The sequence below is a fragment of the Sphingomonas kaistensis genome, from assembly GCF_011927725.1.
Taxonomy (GTDB): Bacteria; Pseudomonadota; Alphaproteobacteria; order Sphingomonadales; family Sphingomonadaceae; genus Sphingomicrobium; species Sphingomicrobium kaistense.
Window position 1 is genome coordinate 934,346 of record NZ_JAATJC010000001.1, and the last position, 15,745, is coordinate 950,090.

The window sequence follows — 15,745 nt, forward strand, 5'->3', positions numbered from 1 at the left end:
TCGTCCGTGAAGGCAAACTGGTGGAAGCGTTATTTGTGCCTGCTGTCCTTAGGTCCGGGTCGCCCCGGGCTGCCACAGCACGTCCCCGCCGCTTGCCGCCGCGACGTGCCGGGCGAGCACGAACAGATGGTCGGACAGGCGATTGAGGTACGCGAGTGCAAGCGGGTTCACCTGCTCCTCCTCGGCCAGCGCGACCGACCAGCGCTCGGCCCGCCGGGTGGTGGCGCGGGCGAGGTGCAGCGCCGACACCGCGCGGCTACCTGCGGGCAGGATAAAGCTGGTCAGCGGGGACAGCGCCTCGTTCATGGCGTCGATCTCGCGCTCCAGCCGCTCGACCTGAGGACCGACGATCCGCAACGCGCCTTCCATCTCGCCCGGGGTGGCGATGTCGGCGCCGAGGTCGAACAGCTCGTTCTGGATCCGGCCCAGCGCCGCCTTCGCGTCACCGTCGAGCTCGGCGATGGCGAGGCCGATCGCGCTGTTCGCTTCGTCGACCTCGCCGATCGCGTGCATCCGCGCCGAGGCCTTGCTGACCCGGCTGCCGTCGACCAGTCCCGACTGCCCGGCATCGCCGGTTCGGGTGTAGATCTTGTTGAGCTTGACCAAGGATCAGCTGCCGGCGCTGGCCAGCATCATGATCGCGGCGGCAATGAACACCGCAATCCCCTGGTACAGCACGCGCTTGCGCATCCATTGCTGCTGCGCCTGCTGGTTGCCGACCTTGCCCGAGGCCATCGCAAGCACGCCGCGAACGAGGACATAAGCGGTGGCCGCCATGGCGAGCACCAGCGCGATGATGAGGAGAGTGTTCATGATGCCTCCTATCTAGGGCAGGGCGAAGCGATAACCAGTAGGCAGTTTGTCCATGGCCAGCTGCCCGGCCAGCGCGGGGCCGTCGACCCCCGCCTCGCGCATCGCGGCCAGGGTCGGGGCCTGGTCGCGCTTGGCCAGGCGGCGGCCGTCCTCGTGCGTGACCAGGGCGTGGTGGAGGTAGCGCGGCTCGGGCAGGCCGAGCAGCCGTTGCAGCAGCCGCTGGACCGGGGTCGAGGGGCGCAGGTCCGCCCCGCGCACGACCAGGGTGACCCCGCTGTCGGCATCGTCGACCACGCAGGCGAGGTGATAGGAGGAGGGCGCGTCCTTGCGGGCGAGGATCGCGTCGCCGATCATCTCCGCCGAGCCAGGGTGGGCGGTGCCGTCCAGTTCGGTCCAGCCGGGCACGCCACCGGCCCTGGCGATCGCCGCCGCAGAATCCAGCCGCCAGCTGTGCGGCACCGTCTCGCGCCGCTCCGGATCGTCGGGCAGGCCGCGGCAGGTCCCGGCATAAGCGCTTCCCGCATCGCCGTGCGGCGCCGTCAGCGAGGCGGCGATGTCGGCGCGGGTGCAGAAGCAGGGGTAGACCAGGCCCTCCTGCCTCAGCCGCTCCAGCGCTGCGGCGTAGAGGTTGGTGCGCTCCGATTGCACGATCGGCGCGCCGTCGGGCTGGAGGCCGAGCCATTCCAGATCCTCCAGGATGCCCCCGACGAACTCGGGCCTGGCCCGGCCGGGGTCGAGGTCCTCGACCCGCAGCAGCCACCGGCTTCCGTTCCGTCGGCCAAGCACCGCGCTGTAGGCATGGCCGAGGTGCAGGCGGCCGGTCGGCGAGGGCGCGAACCTTGTGATCACCTCACCGGATTGGCCCCTTGACGGGGAATCGGCAAGTTGCGATTCATCACGGCGTCACATCGGACTGGCAACCGGTGCGTCACAAGGGAAGCGGCCGAAAACGGTCTCTCCTCCTTGCGTGCGACGAGGCCCGGAGAGGTGCGTTCGGCAGGACCGAACGGAGACCCGCGCGCTCGTGTATCATCCCGAACTCATCCGCCATCCGGACTCTTGCCCGGCCCTCGTCCTCAACGCCGATTACACGCCCTTGTCCTATTATCCGCTCAGCCTGTGGCCCTGGCAGAGCGCGATCAAGGCGATGTTCCTCGAGCGGGTGGACGTGATCGCCCATTATGACCGCGAGGTGCACAGCCCAAGCCACACGCTGAAGCTGCCCAGCGTGATCGCGCTGCGCCAGTTCGTGCGGCCGAGCGAGCATCCCGCCTTCACCCGCTTCAACCTGTTCCTGCGCGACCGCTTTCGCTGCGTCTATTGCGGGTCGGGGCGGGAACTGACCTTCGACCATGTCATCCCGCGCGCCCAGGGCGGCCGGACCACGTGGGAGAATGTCGCCACCGCCTGCGCGCCCTGCAACCTGCGCAAGGGCGGCCGCACCCCGCGTCAGGCCGGCATGCACATCGCCCACTGGCCGGAGCGACCGACCAGCTGGGAACTGCAGGACCACGGCCGCGCCTTTCCGCCGGGCTACCTCCACGAAAGCTGGCGCGATTACCTTTATTGGGATGTCGAGCTGGACGCCTGACCGGCGGCGGTAACCAATCCTAACGTCTCGTTAACCATTCGCCGCCAGATTGGCGGAATGACCCCCGCTGTTCCTCGTCCCGCTTCCCGCCCGCGCCTGCTGGTGGTGTCTCCCAATCGCTCGCACCTGGCGTTGCTGGCGCGCCGGCTGGGGGCCGAGGGCTATGCCATCGTCACCGCGGCGGACGGTGCCACCGCGCTGGGTGAGCTTCGCCGTTCCCCGATCGACCTGGTCCTCGCCGAACTGGTGATGGAGCCGATGAGCGGGCCCGAACTGACCCGCGCGATCCGCGAGCAGCTGGCCTTTGCCGAAGTGCCGGTGATGCTGATCGCCAGCCGGGCCGAGGCCGATCCGGCGGTCCGCGCCTTCGAAGCGGGGGCCGAGGACGTGATCCTCAAGCCCTTCCACTTCGAGGTGCTGGTCGCCCGGATCGAGCGCCGCCGCGCCGCCGCCGAGCGTGTGGCGTCGATGCGCGCCGACATGAAGGCGATGGACGCCAGGGCCGCGATGAAGGCGATCGAGCTCGGCGAGCTCAAGGACCGGATGTATCAGCTCGAAGCCGAGCGCCGCCGGGTCTCCGCCTAGAGCCCGGCCAGCGCCTCGCGCACCAGCGGGGCGAGGTCCTCGCGCTCCATCGCCAGCTTCAGCGTTGCCAGCACATAGCCGGCGCGGTCGCCGCAATCGTGGCGCACCGCATCGACCTTGACCGCATGGAACGGCTGGGTGCCGATCAGCTTGGCCATTGCGTCGGTCAGCTGGATCTCGCCGCCCGCGCCCGGCTCCTGCGCGTCGAGCAGATCCATCACCTCGGGCTGCAGGATGTAGCGGCCGATGACCCCCAGCCGTGACGGCGCGACCTCGGGCCTGGGCTTCTCGACCAGTCCGAGCACCTCGGTGAGGTTGCCCTCGGACGTGCCGGGCGTGACGATGCCGTAGCTCGCGGTCTTCTCGGCCGCGACTTCCTCGGCACAGACGATGTTGCCGCCGATTCGGTTATAGGCGTCGACCATCTGGCGCAGCGCGCCCGGCGTGCCCGCCATCAGGTCGTCGGGAAGCAGCACCGCGAAGGGCTCGTCGCCGACCACATGGCGGGCGCACCACACCGCATGGCCAAGTCCGAGCGGCTGCTGCTGGCGGACGCTGATCAACTCGCCATAATCGGCGCGGCTCAGCTCCAGCACTTCCAGGCTCTTGCCCTTGGCAGTCATCGTCGCCTCGAGCTCGAACGAGACGTCGAAATAATCGACCAGGCTCGACTTGCCGCGGCCGGTGACGAAGATCAGCTGCTCGATCCCCGCCTCGCGCGCCTCGTCCACCGCATATTGGATCAGCGGCCGGTCGATCACCGTCAGCATTTCCTTGGGCATGGTCTTGGTCGCGGGAAGCAGTCGGGTGCCGAGCCCGGCGACTGGGAAAACAGCCTTGCGGACGGGCTTGAAGGTCTGGCTCGGCGAAGGGCTCATCGGGGCTCCTGAACTCGTGTCTGGTTGTCGTTGGGCGTAGCGCTGCTGTCGCCCTCGGGTTCCGGGGCGGCCTCGGCCCCGCTCGGCGGCGGCAGGTCGAAGCGGTCGGGCCGGCGCGGTTCGGACCGGCGCAGGATCTCGTCGACGCGGACCGGGCGGGCGATCGCGGGCGGGGTCAGTAATTGTTCGGGGGTGGGGGTGACCACCGCCATCTTGGGCTTGACCGGAAGCGAGGCGCCGTCAGCCGGACGCAACTCCCCGGCGCGGCCGCAGGCAGCAAGGGCGAGCGCCAGCGCCACGGGCAGCAGCCCGCTGGACCTAAGCCCAAGCTTGCGGGATCGGCCGTTCGCGGCCAAGCGCCTGTCCATGCGTGCTCTCTTCCTCGCCGCGGCGCTGGCCGCGTTGCTGACTTCGGGCTGCGATAGGCAAGCCGGGTCCCAAAGTGAAGCCGGGGCGGAGCCCGCGGCCCAGCCAGGCGGTCCCGGCCTCGACCGGTCGCAAGCCGGCAAGGCGATGCCAGACCTCACCCTCAAGGATGGCGACGGGGAGGACACCAGCCTGTCCGCCGTCGCCGCCGGCAAGCCGCTGCTGGTCAACCTGTGGGCGACCTGGTGCGCGCCCTGCGTCAAGGAATTGCCGACCCTCGACGCGCTGGCCGGTCGCGGCGGCGTGCCGCAGGTCGTCGCAATCAGCCAGGACACCGCCACCCCCGACAAGGTCCGGGCCTTTCTTGCCGACAAGAAGATCGGGCTCGAAGCCTATCAGGACAGCGAGATGGGCCTGTCGAGCGCGCTCGGCAGCCAGATCCTGCCGACCACGGTCCTCTATGGCTCCGACGGCAAGGAAATCTGGCGCTTCACCGGCGACCTCGACTGGACCGGCGCCAAGGCGGCCGACCTGCTCAAGGAAGCGCGCTAGGGAAGCTTGCTCCGGACCGTGGTCCGCTGCGGACCGCTGATGTGCCAGATGTCGCCGAAGTCCGCGTGGACCAAGGGCGCGGGGCGGGTGCCGCCGAGGCCGGCGACGATGTCGGGCACGGTGTTGCTGTGGCCGACCACCAGCACGGTGCCGGTCGATGCCAGCACCTGCGCGACCAGCGCCGGCGTGTCCTTGGGATCATAGGTCAGCACCGCCGGCTTGAACCGCGCGATGGTCGGCGCCGCAGTGGCGCGGGCGCGGTCGGTGTCGCTGACCAGCACCACCGTCGGCGGGTCCTTGGCCAGCCAGTCCGCCACCTTGTCGGCGTTGCGCAGTCCTTCGGCGGTCAATTGGGCGTTGGGCACGCCTTCGACCGTGTTGAGATGGCGCATGACGTAGATGTTGGGCACCGGCCTTGCCGGCACGGTGGCGCAGCCGGCCAGCGCCAGCATCAGCAGGGCGAGGAGCGCGCGCATCAGTCCCTCAACAGCTCGTTGATCCCGGTCTTGGAGCGGGTCTTCTCGTCCACCGTCTTGACGATCACCGCGCAGGCGAGGCTCGGGCCGCCGTCCTTGCCCGGCAGGGTGCCCGGCACCACCACCGAATAGGCCGGCACCCGGCCATAGCTGATGGCGCCGCTGGCCCGATCGACGATCTTGGTCGACGCGCCAAGGAATACGCCCATGCTGATCACGCTGCCGCGCTCGACCACCACGCCTTCGGCGACCTCGCTGCGGGCACCGATGAAGCAATCGTCCTCGATGATCACCGGCCCGGCCTGCAGTGGCTCGAGCACGCCGCCGATCCCCGTCCCGCCCGAGATATGGACGTTCTTGCCGATCTGGGCGCAGCTGCCGACGGTCGCCCAGGTGTCGATCATCGTACCTTCGCCGACATAGGCGCCGAGGTTGACGAAGCTCGGCATCAGCACCGCGCCCGGCGCGATGTAGGCGCCGCGGCGGACAATCGCGCCCGGCACCACGCGGAAGCCGCGGGTGGCGAATTCCTGCGCGTCCCAGCCGGCGAACTTGCTCGGCACCTTGTCCCACCACTTCGCGCCGCCGGGGCCGCCCGGGATCGCTTCCATGGGATAGAGGCGGAAGCTCAGCAGGACCGCTTTCTTCAGCCACTGGTTGATGATCCAGCCGTCCGGGCCCGGCTCCGCGACCCGCTCCTGGCCGCTGTCGAGCAGCATCAGCGCCCGTGCAACCGCTTCGCTGACCTCGCCCGAGGTGTCGGGCCCGACCGTGTCGCGGGCTTCCCACGCGCTGTCGATGATGGCGGCAAGGTCGGTCATTGGTCCTCCAGAAGCTCGTCCAGCCAGTCCGCGACGTCCGCGATGCGAAGGTCGACATGGCCCGGGTCGAAATCGTGATTGCCACGCTCGGAGCCATTGTCCACCCACACGGTGGTCATCCCGAGCGCCTTTGCCGGGCGCAGGTTCTGCGCCATGTCCTCGACCATGCAGGCGGTCGCGGGGTCGATGCCGAACTGGCGGCACAGCAGTTCGTAGCCGTGCGCCTGCGGCTTGGGTCTGAGCTCGCAGGCGTGGATGTCGTGGAGATGCTCGAACTGGTCGCCGATCCCGATCCGCTCCAGCACCCGCCGGGCATAGGGCGCGTCGCCGTTGGTGAAGACGAACTTGCGCCCGGGAAGCCGCCCGAGGCCGGCCGCGAGGCGGTGGTTGGTGCCGACCCGGTCGAGCGCAATGTCGTGCACGTCGTCGAGGAAGTGGTGGGGATCGACCCCATGCTCCTTCATCAGCCCGGCAAGCGTGGTGCCGTGGGTGTGGAAATGATGCTTCTGGATCCGCTTCGCCTCGGCCGCCTCGACGCCCAGCAGGCGCTGGATGTAGGCGCCCATCCGCTCGTCGATCAACGCGAACAGGCCGGTGGAGGCCGGATACAGGCAATTGTCGAGGTCGAAGATCCACGTCTCGACCCGCTCGAACGGCGGCGGTAACCGGAAAGGGACTGCGGCTGCCATGATGCCTGCGCCGCTAGACCGGATCGCTTCGTCAGCAAAGCGAAAGGATTCTTCAACTATATCATGCTATTGAAATATTGAGCGAATCTAACGGTTTGTGAAAGGTTGCGGATGGCGAAGGCGCTTGTTGGATCGGCTGCAACCCTGGCCCTGCTGAGCCTGTCCGCGTGCGGCGGCGGCGGCGGCGGACCGGTCGCTTCCACCCCGGCACCGCCGACCAGCACCGCGCCCGTGACTCCGACCCCGGCCCCGACCACCCCAGCGCCGGCCCCGACGGTCGCCGCGATCAACTACAACACCACCGAATATCAGCGCTCCAACGCCGCCACCTCGTCGGGTGCGATCGCCGCCTACCATGCCGGCGCCACCGGCAAGAACGTCAAGGTCGCGGTGATCGACAGCGGCATCAATCCCGACGTCGGCGAGTTCGCCGGGCGGATCGACGCCGCGAGCCGCGATGTCGCGGGCAGCCGCGGGCTGGGCGACGATTCGGGCCATGGCTCCGCCGCCGCCGGGGTGATCGCCGCCAACCGCAACGGCAGCGGCACCCACGGTGTCGCCTTCGATTCGACCCTGCTGGTCTATCGCGCCGACACCCCGGGCAGCTGCACCGACACCGAAGGCGATGGTTGCTCGTTCTCCGACTATAATATCGCGCGGGGCATGGACGCCGCGGTCGCGGCCGGGGCCAAGGTCGTCAATCTCAGCCTCGGCGGCTCGGCACCCGGAACCAGCCTCCTCAACTCGATGCGGGCCGCGGTGACCGCGGGCGTGGTGATCGTGATCTCGGCCGGCAATGACGGCGACAAGCCCGAAGGCGTCGACGCCGACCCGTTCGCCGCCGTCCCCGCCAGCCGCTTCCCGACCCAGGTGATCGTCGCCGGCGCGCTCGGCACCATGACCAGCAGCGGAACGGTCGGGCTCGATCAATTGTCGAGCTTCAGCAATCGCGCGGGGATCGCCGCCAACAACTACCTTGGCGCGATCGGCGCGGGGGTCCGCACCGTCGACCAGAACGGCAATGAAAGCCGGTGGAGCGGCACCAGCTTTTCCGCTCCGACCATAAGCGGCGCCGCGGCGCTGCTCGCCTCGGCCTTTCCCAACCTGTCGGGCGCGCAGATCGTCGATATCCTGTTCAAGAGCGCCGACGACCTCGGCGCGACCGGCACCGACAGCATCTTCGGCCGCGGCCGCCTGAACGTCACCCGGGCGATGCAGCCGATCGGAACGGTGTCACTGGCCGGCAGCAGCGAGGCCATTTCCAGCACCGGGTCGGACGCACCGGCCGCGGCGGGCGATGCGCCGGTCGGCACCGCGAGCATCGGTGCGGTGATCCTCGACGGCTATTCGCGCGCCTTCGCGGTCGACCTTGCCCGGACCATCCGAACCGCGCCGCGGACCGAGCCGCTTCACCGCGCGCTCGGCGGTACCCTCCGCGCCGGCGGGGCGGGGGCGGGGCCGCTCAGCATCATGATGACCGTCGCCGAACGCAGCGACGGCAAGGGCTATCTCCTCGGCCAGGCCGGCATCGGCCCCGAGGACCTGCGCAGGGCGCGGCTGGTGGCCGGGTCGGCGGTGGCGCGGATCGACCGGAAGACCGCGGTGGCGTTCGGTTATGCCGAGGGCGCCAAGGCGATGGAGCGGCGCCTGTCGGGCGTGTCCAGCGGCTCATTCCTGATCGCCCGCGACGTTTCCGGCAATCCCGGCTTCGATGCCGAGCGCGGCAGCTCGATCGCGCTTCGCCGCGACCTCGGAAAGGCGGCGCTGACCATCAGCGGCGAGACCGGCGAAGTGACCGGCGAGCAGCGCACCCTGGCGTTCGGCTCGCCCTATCGCTGGACCGCGTTCAGCCTCGACCGCAGCTTGGGCAGGCAATGGCTGTCGCTCGGCCTCGGCCGACTGGAGGAAGAGCGCAGCCTGCTTGGCGGGCGGATGGACGGCCTGCTCGGCGGCGGCGGCGCGGCGACCACCTTCCTCGATCTCGAGGCACGCCGCGACCTTGGCGCCGGATGGAGCGCGGGAATGACCGCGCGGCGCGGCTGGACCCGGTTCGCGGGCGGCAGCTTCACCACCGGCGCCTATGCGGTGGACGTCGCCGCAAGCGACCTGCTGGGCGACGGCGACCGCTTCGGAGTGCGCCTGTCGCAGCCGCTGCGGATCGATGGCGGCGGCTTCGCGATGAGCCTTCCGACCTCGTTCGATTATGCCGGCATGACCCCTGGCTACAGCATCGTCCGTTCGAGCATGGTCCCGCGCGGCCGCGAGCTGGACGCGGAGCTGAGCTACGGCCGGCGCTGGCTCGGCAACGGCTGGGTCAGCGGTAACCTGTTCACCCGCCTGCAGCCCGACCACATCCGGGCCGCGGCGCCCGACACCGGCGCCGCCGTCAGATTTTCGCTCGGATTCTGAGCGGCTTTAACGCGCCCGCAATGCTCGGCCGCTAGTTCTTGGTTCCATGGACAGGGAGGCAAGCAGCGCCGCCGCCAAGCGCGAGCGGATCAAGGCGATCAGCCGGACGGTGCACAGCATCCCGGTCGAGGAAGGGGGCCAGTTGCGCCCGCCAAAGCCCGCGCCTGCACCCGAACCGCCGACGCGCTCCTGGGCCGCGATCGCCGCGGGCGGGGTCGGCGTATTGTCGCTAGGCTTTCTTGCCGGCCTGCTCGCAAGCCGCCGCCGCGCCTGATTATCGCGCGGCGCGCACCGCGCTCCAGTTGAACAGGAAATTGCGATGCTCGGCCCAGGTCTGGCCGGTCGCCGTGGCGCCGGTCAGGCACACCGTGGAATGATAGGGCCCAGCGCCATCGGTGGTGCGGAAGCTGGCGCAGAGCCGGCCACGATCCCGCTTCCACCGCCCGGCCTGGATCTCGCTGTTGTAGAAGCTGCCCTTGACCGTCCCATCGGCGGCGAGGGTAAGCTCCATCGGCTGGGTGTAGGGCTTGCCCGGTTCGCTCGACAGGTCGACCGTCCACTTGCCGTCGAGGGTGGCAGGGGCCTGCACGGCGGCGGCGAGGAGGAGGAGGCTGAACATGGCTCATCCTGTCAAGGCGGACGGGTCGACGCAATCCGTCACCGCCTCGCTGGCGCCGCTGGTCCACGTCGGCTAGGGGCCCGCTCATGGAAAATGAAGCTGAGATGACCGGCGTCCCCGCACGCCGCCCGATGAAGAAGAGCCCGACCGCGATCGGCAACCACCAATTGTCGCCGGAGACGATGATGATGGGGTTCGGCTTCGATCCCGGCCTGTCCGAAGGCAGCCTCAAGCCGCCGATCTTCCTCACCTCGACCTTCGTGTTCGACACCGCCGCCCACGGTAAGCGCTTCTTCGAAGGCATCACCGGCAAGCGTCCGGGCGGCGCCGAGGGCCTCGTCTATTCGCGCTTCAACGGTCCCAACCAGGAAATCCTCGAAGGCCGCCTGCGCCTGTGGGAGGAAGCCGAGGAGGCGCTGACCTTCTCCAGCGGCATGTCGGCAATCGCCACCCTGCTGCTGACCTTCTGCCGGCCGGGCGACGTGATCGTCCATTCGGGCCCGCTTTACGCGGCGACCGAGACCCTGATCGCCAAGATCCTCGGCCAGTTCGGAATCACCTGGCTCGACTTCCCGTCGGGCGCGACCGGCGAGGAGATCGCCGCGGTGGTCGAGGCCGCCAAGGCCAAGGGCCGGGTAGCGATGATCTACCTCGAAAGCCCGGCCAACCCGACCAACGCCCTGGTCGACGTCGAGGCGGTCCGCGCGGTGCGCGACTCGGCCTTCCCGGATGCCTCAGCGCGCCCGCCGATCGCGATCGACAACACCTTCCTCGGCCCGCTGTGGGCCAAGCCGCTGGCCTCGGGCGCCGACATCAGCGTCTACAGCCTGACCAAATATGCCGGTGGCCATAGCGACCTCGTCGCCGGCGGGCTGGTCGGGGCCAAGAAGTTCCTCGATCCGATCCGCATGATGCGCAACACCATCGGCACCATCCTCGACCCCAACACCGCGTGGATGCTGTCGCGCAGCCTCGAGACGCTGGAGCTTCGGATGAGCCGGGCGGGCGAGAATGCCGCCAAGGTGTGCGAATACCTGCGCACTCACGACAAGGTCGAAAGCGTCGGCTACCTCGGCTTTCTCCAGGAAGGCACCCGCCAGGCCGACATCTACAAGCGCCACTGCACCGGCGCCGGCTCGACCTTCTCGCTCTACCTCAAGGGCGGTGAGAAGGAGGCCTTCGCCTTCCTCGACAACCTGACCATCGCCCACCTGGCGGTCAGCCTTGGCGGGACCGAGACGCTGGCCAGCGCGCCGGCGGCGATGACCCACCTCAGCGTGCCCGACGAGCGCAAACAGGCGCTCGGAATCACCGACAACCTCGTGCGGATCAGCATCGGGGTCGAGAATGCCGACGACCTGATCGCCGACTTCGAGAACGCCCTGCTGGCGGTCTGAGCGCCAAGGGGACCGGAACGGCAGCGCCGCTGGCCGGTTCGGTCCCCATGACCAGCACCAACAAGCTTCCAGCGCTCGGCCTCGCCCTCGCGCTCGCCGCCTGTCAGCAGCAGGCCCCCGACAATGCCGTCGCTCCGGCGGAGAATGCCGCCAGCGCCGCGTCCGACAGCGCGGCACCGGCCCCGCCGGCGCCCGCAGCGCCCCCGGCCGAACCGGCGACCGGCGACTCCACACCGGCGCCGGGCCCCGCCGGCAATGAGGCGGCCGCGCCCGCTCCGACCACGCCCCCGCTCACCGACCGCGCCGAGCGCAGTGAAACCGGCGCCCGCGCGCTGCTCCTCGATTTCGCCCGGGCGATCGAGCTCAAGCGCTTCAGCCAGGCCTATGCCCTGCTGTCGCCCGCCGACCGGAAGCGCTGGAGCCGCGCCGACTTCACCAACATCTTCAAGGATCTCGGCAAGATCATGGTCGCTGTCCCGACCGGCACTCTCGAAGGCGCGGCCGGCTCGCTCTACTATAGCGCGCCGGTCACGATCACGAGCACCGACAAGGATGGCCGTCCCGTCCGCATCGAGGGCGAAGCGGTCCTCCGCCGGGTCAACGACGTCGACGGCGCCACCCCGGCCCAGCTCCGCTGGCGCTTCGACAAGGTGACGCTCGACTGGACCCACTAGGGGTCAGGAGACCGGCGGCGGCCCGGCGCCTTTCTCCGCGGCGGGGATGATCCCGGTCGCGAGGATCCGCGCCAGGTCCGAGACATGGCTCTCCTCCCGCGGGCGGGGCGAGGGGTCCGAGATCATCACCACCGTCAGGTCAAGGCTCGGCACGATGAACAGCATCTGCCCGCCATAGCCCCAGGCGAAATGCACCTCGCGGCCGCCGCTTTGCTGCGAGAACCAGCCATAGCCATAAGGATTGCCGCTCCACGGCGAGGTGGTCCGGGGCTTCCAGCTTTGCGCGACCCAGCCTTCGGGCAGGATGCGTTTGCCCTCCCACACGCCGTCCTGGCGATACAGCTCGCCCAAGCGGAGCAGCGCGCGGGGCGACATCAGCATGTCGTTGCCGCCGAAATAGATGCCCTGCGGATCGCGCGGCCATTGCGGCAGCGTGATGCCGAGCGGCTCGGCCAGCCACTCCTGTGCCAGCGCATGGGTACTGCGCCCCGACGCGCGGGTCAGGATCGCCGACAGCAGGTGCGACGAACCAGTGGAATAGAGCATCTCGCCGCCAGGATCGGCCGCGAACGGGCGGGACAAGGCGTAGCGCACCCAATTGGGGCTCGCGACCCAGGCCCCGTAATTCGGCCCCGAAGTCCGCCCAAGACCCGCCTGCATCGACAACAGGTGGCCGACCTCGACCTGCTCGATCCGCGGGTCCGCGCCTTGCGGGACGTCCGACCGCAGCAGCGGCGCGATTTTCTGCTCGGGTCCGGTCAGGACGCCGCGCCCGATCGCGATCCCGACCAGCGCCGACAGCACCGACTTGGACGCGGACTTGATGTTGACCGGCTGGTCTAGCCCCGGGCCGCGCAGGCGATATTCGGCCAGCGTCTCACCCTGTCGCGCGACGATCACCGAATGAAGCCGAGGGATGGCCTCGGCCTGTCGGCGGACTTCGGTCATCGCTGCTGGATCGAGCCCGCGAGTGGTGACCCTGGACGAGCCTTCGCCCGGCGTTTGCGGCGCTAGCGGCGGACCCTGCGCCTCGGAACAACCACCTGACAGGAGGGAAAGGGTTACGAGAAGCGGCAGCCAGACTTTCATCGACCCCATGTAAGTCGGCGCCAACCCCATTTCAGGGTCCGATGGGCGGTATCAGCCCCAGTCCTCGACCGCCCAGCCGCGATTGGTGGCCATCTCGCGGAGCTTGCCGTGGGGGTTCACCGCCACCGCCTCGTCGGCCCATTCGAACACCGGCGCGTCGGTGACGTGGTCGGAATAGAAGCGGACGTGGCCGTGTTTGCCGGTCAGGCCCGACCGCTCGACCCAGCCAGCGACCATCCGCATCTTGGCCTCGCCATAGCAATTCTCGCCGTCGATCCGGCACAGGACGCTGTCGTCGAGCCCGAGCAAGGTGTTGGTCCCGATGGTGTCGTCGAAACCGACCCGCTCGGCGATGGCGGCCGCGTAGAAGCGGTAGCTGGCGGTGGCCATCACCACCCGTCGTCCCTCAGCCTTGTCGCGCGCGATCGCCTTGCGCGCGCCCGGGCGGATGTTGTGCGCGACCTGGGCCTCGGCGAAGCTGTCGACCAGTGGCTTCAGGTCAGCGGGCCGGATGCTCGGGCCCAGCAGCAGCTTGTGGTTGATCTCTTTCAGCCGCGCCCGGCTGATCAGCTTTGCGACATAGGCCAGCATCGACCCGACCACGACCGGCAGGAACAGCAGCCGCCACGGCGCCCGCCGCCTGGCACAATGCAGCAGGAAGCTGGTGTAGGTCGGGCGGCGGGTCACCGTCCGGTCCATGTCGTAGATCGCGAGGTCCATCAGGCGCGGCTCTTGTCAGGCACGACCGGCGAGGATCTCGTTGACGAGCGTGTAGTCCGCCGCCTTGTCGACATCGATCGCGGCGGTGGGATCGCTCAGCACGACGCCCTTGATGATGATGCCTAGGCTGCGGCTCAGCCCGCGCGCCGACTGGTGCAGATCGCGTACCCGCAGAACCGCGCCGAGGAACAGCGGCAGGCCCATCTGCAACAGGACGCGCCAGCCCTTCTTGCGGTCCTGCTCGACCGCCCGCCACCGCTCGATCCCGATCCGCGCCTTGGGCGTGCGCAGCGCGAACAGGTTGGCGCCGCTGTAGCGCTCACGCCCGAACCGCAGCCAGGTCCGCTGCGCCTGCGGGAAACGGGTCAGCATGTTCGACCGGCTGACGAAGCCGACCGACACGTCGCAGCCGGCCGATCCGGCAATGAACTCCTCGACCATCTGCGGGGTCAGCAGGGCATGGTCGGCGGCGGTGACCAGCAACGGAAAGCGGGTCGCGGGATCGGCGCAGATCCGCTGCAGGGTCGCGGCGATGGTCTCGTCCGACTGCTCGACCACGATCCGCGGGTCATCGGGCAGGACTTCTGAAATCCGCTCGATCTGCTGGGTCAGCACCCGGACCTGCGCCACGGCCTCGACCGCCAGGAGCGCGCGGATCGGGCGCAGCAGCATCGGTTCGCCGAGGATCGGAAGCAGCGGCTTATAGTCCACCTTGAGGCTCTGGGTCAGCGGGTCACCGCCCGGCCGGGCCCCGGCAAGCAGCAGGACGGTCCAGCCTTCGCCCGCGTCAACGGCCTTGCTCACGGCCGGTCCAGCCAGCTGATGATCTTGCGCCCGCGCGCGGCGCGGCCCTCGGCCTGGGCAAGGCGGACCGAATGGAAGATCAGGCTCAACACCGACCACAGGGCGACCAGCTCGATCCCGACGTCGGGGCGGGCGAACAGCAGGGCGGCGACCAGGATCACCATGTTGGGATTGCGCCGCGCGGTGACCAGCCGGAAGCGGCTGTCGACCGCCTGCCAGACGTGGATGTGCATCCCGAAGCGCCACATGAACAGGCCCTCGATGATCCGCCCGATCACATAGGTACCGACGATCACCGCCAGGATTCCGCCCTTGTAGACTTCCTCCATCTGGTGCCCGGCGCTGCCCAGGCCATGCAGCCACGCCCACCACCAGAAGGGCGGGTGGATGAGGTCGACCCCATGGTCGAGAAGGTCGCCCCACCTGGACGAGGTGCCGGTGCAGCGGGCGAGTTTCCCGTCCACCGTGTCGAGCACCATGAACACGAAGCCGGTCGCCGTCCCAAGCCAGTAATTGCCGTTCCAGAATGCCCAGAAGGCCAGCGCACAGAACAGCAGGCCGATCAGCGACACCTGGTTGGGGGTCATCCCGACCTGCGCCGCCCAGCGGGTCAGCCAGAAGGCCGGCCGCCGCCACAGGTACAAGGTCAGGATGTCGGTCACGCCCTTGTAGGAGGCGTCGTACAGCGCATTCTCGGCGGCCAGCGTGCTTGCCGGATCGAGCGGCATGACGAACGGCCGCTCGCGCTTGCGCAGCAGCGAATAATTGAGGGTTGCGGTGCGCGCGTCGATCGGGGCCAGGCCGGCGGGATCGAAATCGGAAGGCGCGGTCCCCGCCTCGAGGTGCATCATCACCGCCTGGCCGTCCAGCATCAGCGCCGACCCGGGCCGGTTCTTGAGCTCGGTCAGCCAGGCCGGGTCCCAGACATAGGCCATGTCGGCGACGATCCGCGACTTGGCCACGTCCTCGCTCTCGGCGGGGACCAGCCCGGCCTTGGCCGCGACCTGCTCGGCGCGCGCCCGGACGGTCCGCCCGAACAGGCGGATGTCGGGGTCGCCAAGCGCAACGAAGTGCACGGTCGGAGGGGAGGCGGGGGCGTCGGCCATGATTGCGCCATCGGCAAAGCCGCAAAGTCTGGCAATAACAAGGCAGGAATTTGTCGACCGCCGTCGCAGTGCCTCGGCCGCCGCCGGCGATCGTGTTGCACCCGAAACGCTGTTTCTGCGTTAACCCCCCGATGCTTGCCGATCCCCTGCTTTCCG

The 15,745-nt window shown here is 69.2% G+C and carries 20 protein-coding genes; 7 read left to right on the plus strand and 13 right to left on the minus strand.

Annotation, left to right across the window (positions count from 1 at the left end; genetic code table 11):
* Positions 1-48: 48 nt before the first annotated feature.
* From GGQ97_RS04600 to gluQRS, 3 genes are read right to left on the minus strand one after another with little or no spacing between them, the layout of a single operon-like run.
* The gene (locus tag GGQ97_RS04600) at positions 49-606 is read right to left on the minus strand and encodes a cob(I)yrinic acid a,c-diamide adenosyltransferase (RefSeq protein WP_168067848.1); all 558 of its coding nucleotides are present in this window, start codon (positions 604-606) and stop codon (positions 49-51) included.
* A 3-nt stretch (positions 607-609) separates the two neighbouring features.
* Positions 610-813: an HIG1 domain-containing protein gene (locus GGQ97_RS04605; RefSeq protein WP_168067849.1), complete on the minus strand. Its 204-nt coding sequence runs from the start codon at positions 811-813 to the stop codon at positions 610-612.
* A gap of 12 nt (positions 814-825) precedes the next feature.
* Positions 826-1,662 carry a tRNA glutamyl-Q(34) synthetase GluQRS gene (gene gluQRS, locus GGQ97_RS04610; protein WP_168067850.1) on the minus strand — a complete coding sequence of 279 codons (837 nt, stop codon included), beginning with the start codon at positions 1,660-1,662 and terminating at the stop codon, positions 826-828.
* Between the two features lie 175 nt (positions 1,663-1,837).
* Between gluQRS and GGQ97_RS04615 the strand changes: the two genes are divergently transcribed.
* Together GGQ97_RS04615 and GGQ97_RS04620 are read left to right on the plus strand one after the other, a co-directional pair.
* A complete protein-coding gene (locus tag GGQ97_RS04615) occupies positions 1,838-2,404 on the plus strand; it encodes an HNH endonuclease (protein WP_168067851.1) in 567 nt (188 codons plus the stop codon).
* 57 nt (positions 2,405-2,461) lie between these two features.
* On the plus strand, positions 2,462-2,989 hold the full coding sequence (locus GGQ97_RS04620; protein WP_168067852.1) for a response regulator: 528 nt from the start codon (positions 2,462-2,464) through the stop codon (positions 2,987-2,989).
* Here the strand turns inward: GGQ97_RS04620 and GGQ97_RS04625 are convergent.
* Positions 2,986-3,867: a UTP--glucose-1-phosphate uridylyltransferase gene (locus tag GGQ97_RS04625; protein WP_168067853.1), complete on the minus strand. Its 882-nt coding sequence runs from the start codon at positions 3,865-3,867 to the stop codon at positions 2,986-2,988. The genes GGQ97_RS04620 and GGQ97_RS04625 overlap by 4 nt on opposite strands.
* Complete coding sequence (locus GGQ97_RS04630; protein WP_342448449.1) at positions 3,864-4,235, minus strand: hypothetical protein; 372 nt, start codon at positions 4,233-4,235, stop codon at positions 3,864-3,866. The genes GGQ97_RS04625 and GGQ97_RS04630 overlap by 4 nt, the downstream gene beginning before the upstream one ends.
* On the opposite strand from GGQ97_RS04630, the gene GGQ97_RS04635 reads away from it, so the two are divergent.
* Positions 4,234-4,785 (plus strand): TlpA family protein disulfide reductase, encoded by a 552-nt coding sequence (locus tag GGQ97_RS04635; protein ID WP_168067854.1) that lies wholly within the window; start codon positions 4,234-4,236, stop codon positions 4,783-4,785. The two genes, GGQ97_RS04630 and GGQ97_RS04635, sit on opposite strands and share 2 nt — an antisense overlap.
* Here the strand turns inward: GGQ97_RS04635 and GGQ97_RS04640 are convergent.
* From GGQ97_RS04640 to GGQ97_RS04650, 3 genes are read right to left on the minus strand one after another with little or no spacing between them, the layout of a single operon-like run.
* Complete coding sequence (locus GGQ97_RS04640) at positions 4,782-5,261, minus strand: SixA phosphatase family protein (protein WP_168067855.1); 480 nt, start codon at positions 5,259-5,261, stop codon at positions 4,782-4,784. The genes GGQ97_RS04635 and GGQ97_RS04640 overlap by 4 nt on opposite strands.
* A complete protein-coding gene (gene dapD / locus GGQ97_RS04645; RefSeq protein ID WP_168067856.1) occupies positions 5,261-6,082 on the minus strand; it encodes a 2,3,4,5-tetrahydropyridine-2,6-dicarboxylate N-succinyltransferase in 822 nt (273 codons plus the stop codon). The genes GGQ97_RS04640 and dapD overlap by 1 nt, the downstream gene beginning before the upstream one ends.
* A complete protein-coding gene (locus GGQ97_RS04650) occupies positions 6,079-6,771 on the minus strand; it encodes a pyrimidine 5'-nucleotidase (RefSeq protein ID WP_168067857.1) in 693 nt (230 codons plus the stop codon). Before GGQ97_RS04650 ends, dapD begins: the two co-directional genes overlap by 4 nt.
* A 111-nt stretch (positions 6,772-6,882) precedes the next feature.
* Between GGQ97_RS04650 and GGQ97_RS04655 the strand changes: the two genes are divergently transcribed.
* The gene (locus tag GGQ97_RS04655; protein ID WP_168067858.1) at positions 6,883-9,180 is read left to right on the plus strand and encodes a S8 family peptidase; all 2,298 of its coding nucleotides are present in this window, start codon (positions 6,883-6,885) and stop codon (positions 9,178-9,180) included.
* 46 nt (positions 9,181-9,226) lie between these two features.
* Positions 9,227-9,454, plus strand: a complete 228-nt coding sequence (locus tag GGQ97_RS04660) for a hypothetical protein (protein WP_168067859.1) — start codon at positions 9,227-9,229, stop codon at positions 9,452-9,454.
* On the opposite strand, the gene GGQ97_RS04665 is transcribed toward GGQ97_RS04660, so the two are convergent.
* On the minus strand, positions 9,455-9,799 hold the full coding sequence (locus tag GGQ97_RS04665; RefSeq protein WP_168067860.1) for a hypothetical protein: 345 nt from the start codon (positions 9,797-9,799) through the stop codon (positions 9,455-9,457).
* Between the two features lie 86 nt (positions 9,800-9,885).
* On the opposite strand from GGQ97_RS04665, the gene GGQ97_RS04670 reads away from it, so the two are divergent.
* Positions 9,886-11,196, plus strand: a complete 1,311-nt coding sequence (locus GGQ97_RS04670; protein WP_168067861.1) for a cystathionine gamma-synthase family protein — start codon at positions 9,886-9,888, stop codon at positions 11,194-11,196.
* Positions 11,197-11,243: 47 nt separating this feature from the next.
* The gene (locus tag GGQ97_RS04675; RefSeq protein WP_168067862.1) at positions 11,244-11,870 is read left to right on the plus strand and encodes a hypothetical protein; all 627 of its coding nucleotides are present in this window, start codon (positions 11,244-11,246) and stop codon (positions 11,868-11,870) included.
* Positions 11,871-11,873: 3 nt separating this feature from the next.
* On the opposite strand, the gene GGQ97_RS04680 is transcribed toward GGQ97_RS04675, so the two are convergent.
* The 4 genes from GGQ97_RS04680 to GGQ97_RS04695 all read right to left on the minus strand — a co-directional run bounded on the left by GGQ97_RS04680 (position 11,874) and on the right by GGQ97_RS04695 (position 15,589).
* Complete coding sequence (locus GGQ97_RS04680) at positions 11,874-12,818, minus strand: serine hydrolase domain-containing protein (RefSeq protein WP_168067863.1); 945 nt, start codon at positions 12,816-12,818, stop codon at positions 11,874-11,876.
* A 192-nt stretch (positions 12,819-13,010) separates the two neighbouring features.
* A complete protein-coding gene (locus tag GGQ97_RS04685; RefSeq protein WP_168067864.1) occupies positions 13,011-13,679 on the minus strand; it encodes an HAD family hydrolase in 669 nt (222 codons plus the stop codon).
* Positions 13,680-13,694: 15 nt separating this feature from the next.
* Positions 13,695-14,483 carry an NTP transferase domain-containing protein gene (locus tag GGQ97_RS04690; protein ID WP_168067865.1) on the minus strand — a complete coding sequence of 263 codons (789 nt, stop codon included), beginning with the start codon at positions 14,481-14,483 and terminating at the stop codon, positions 13,695-13,697.
* Positions 14,480-15,589, minus strand: coding sequence for a CDP-alcohol phosphatidyltransferase family protein (locus tag GGQ97_RS04695; RefSeq protein ID WP_168067866.1), 1,110 nt, complete (start codon positions 15,587-15,589; stop codon positions 14,480-14,482). The genes GGQ97_RS04690 and GGQ97_RS04695 overlap by 4 nt, the downstream gene beginning before the upstream one ends.
* Between the last annotated feature and the right edge of the window lie 156 nt (positions 15,590-15,745).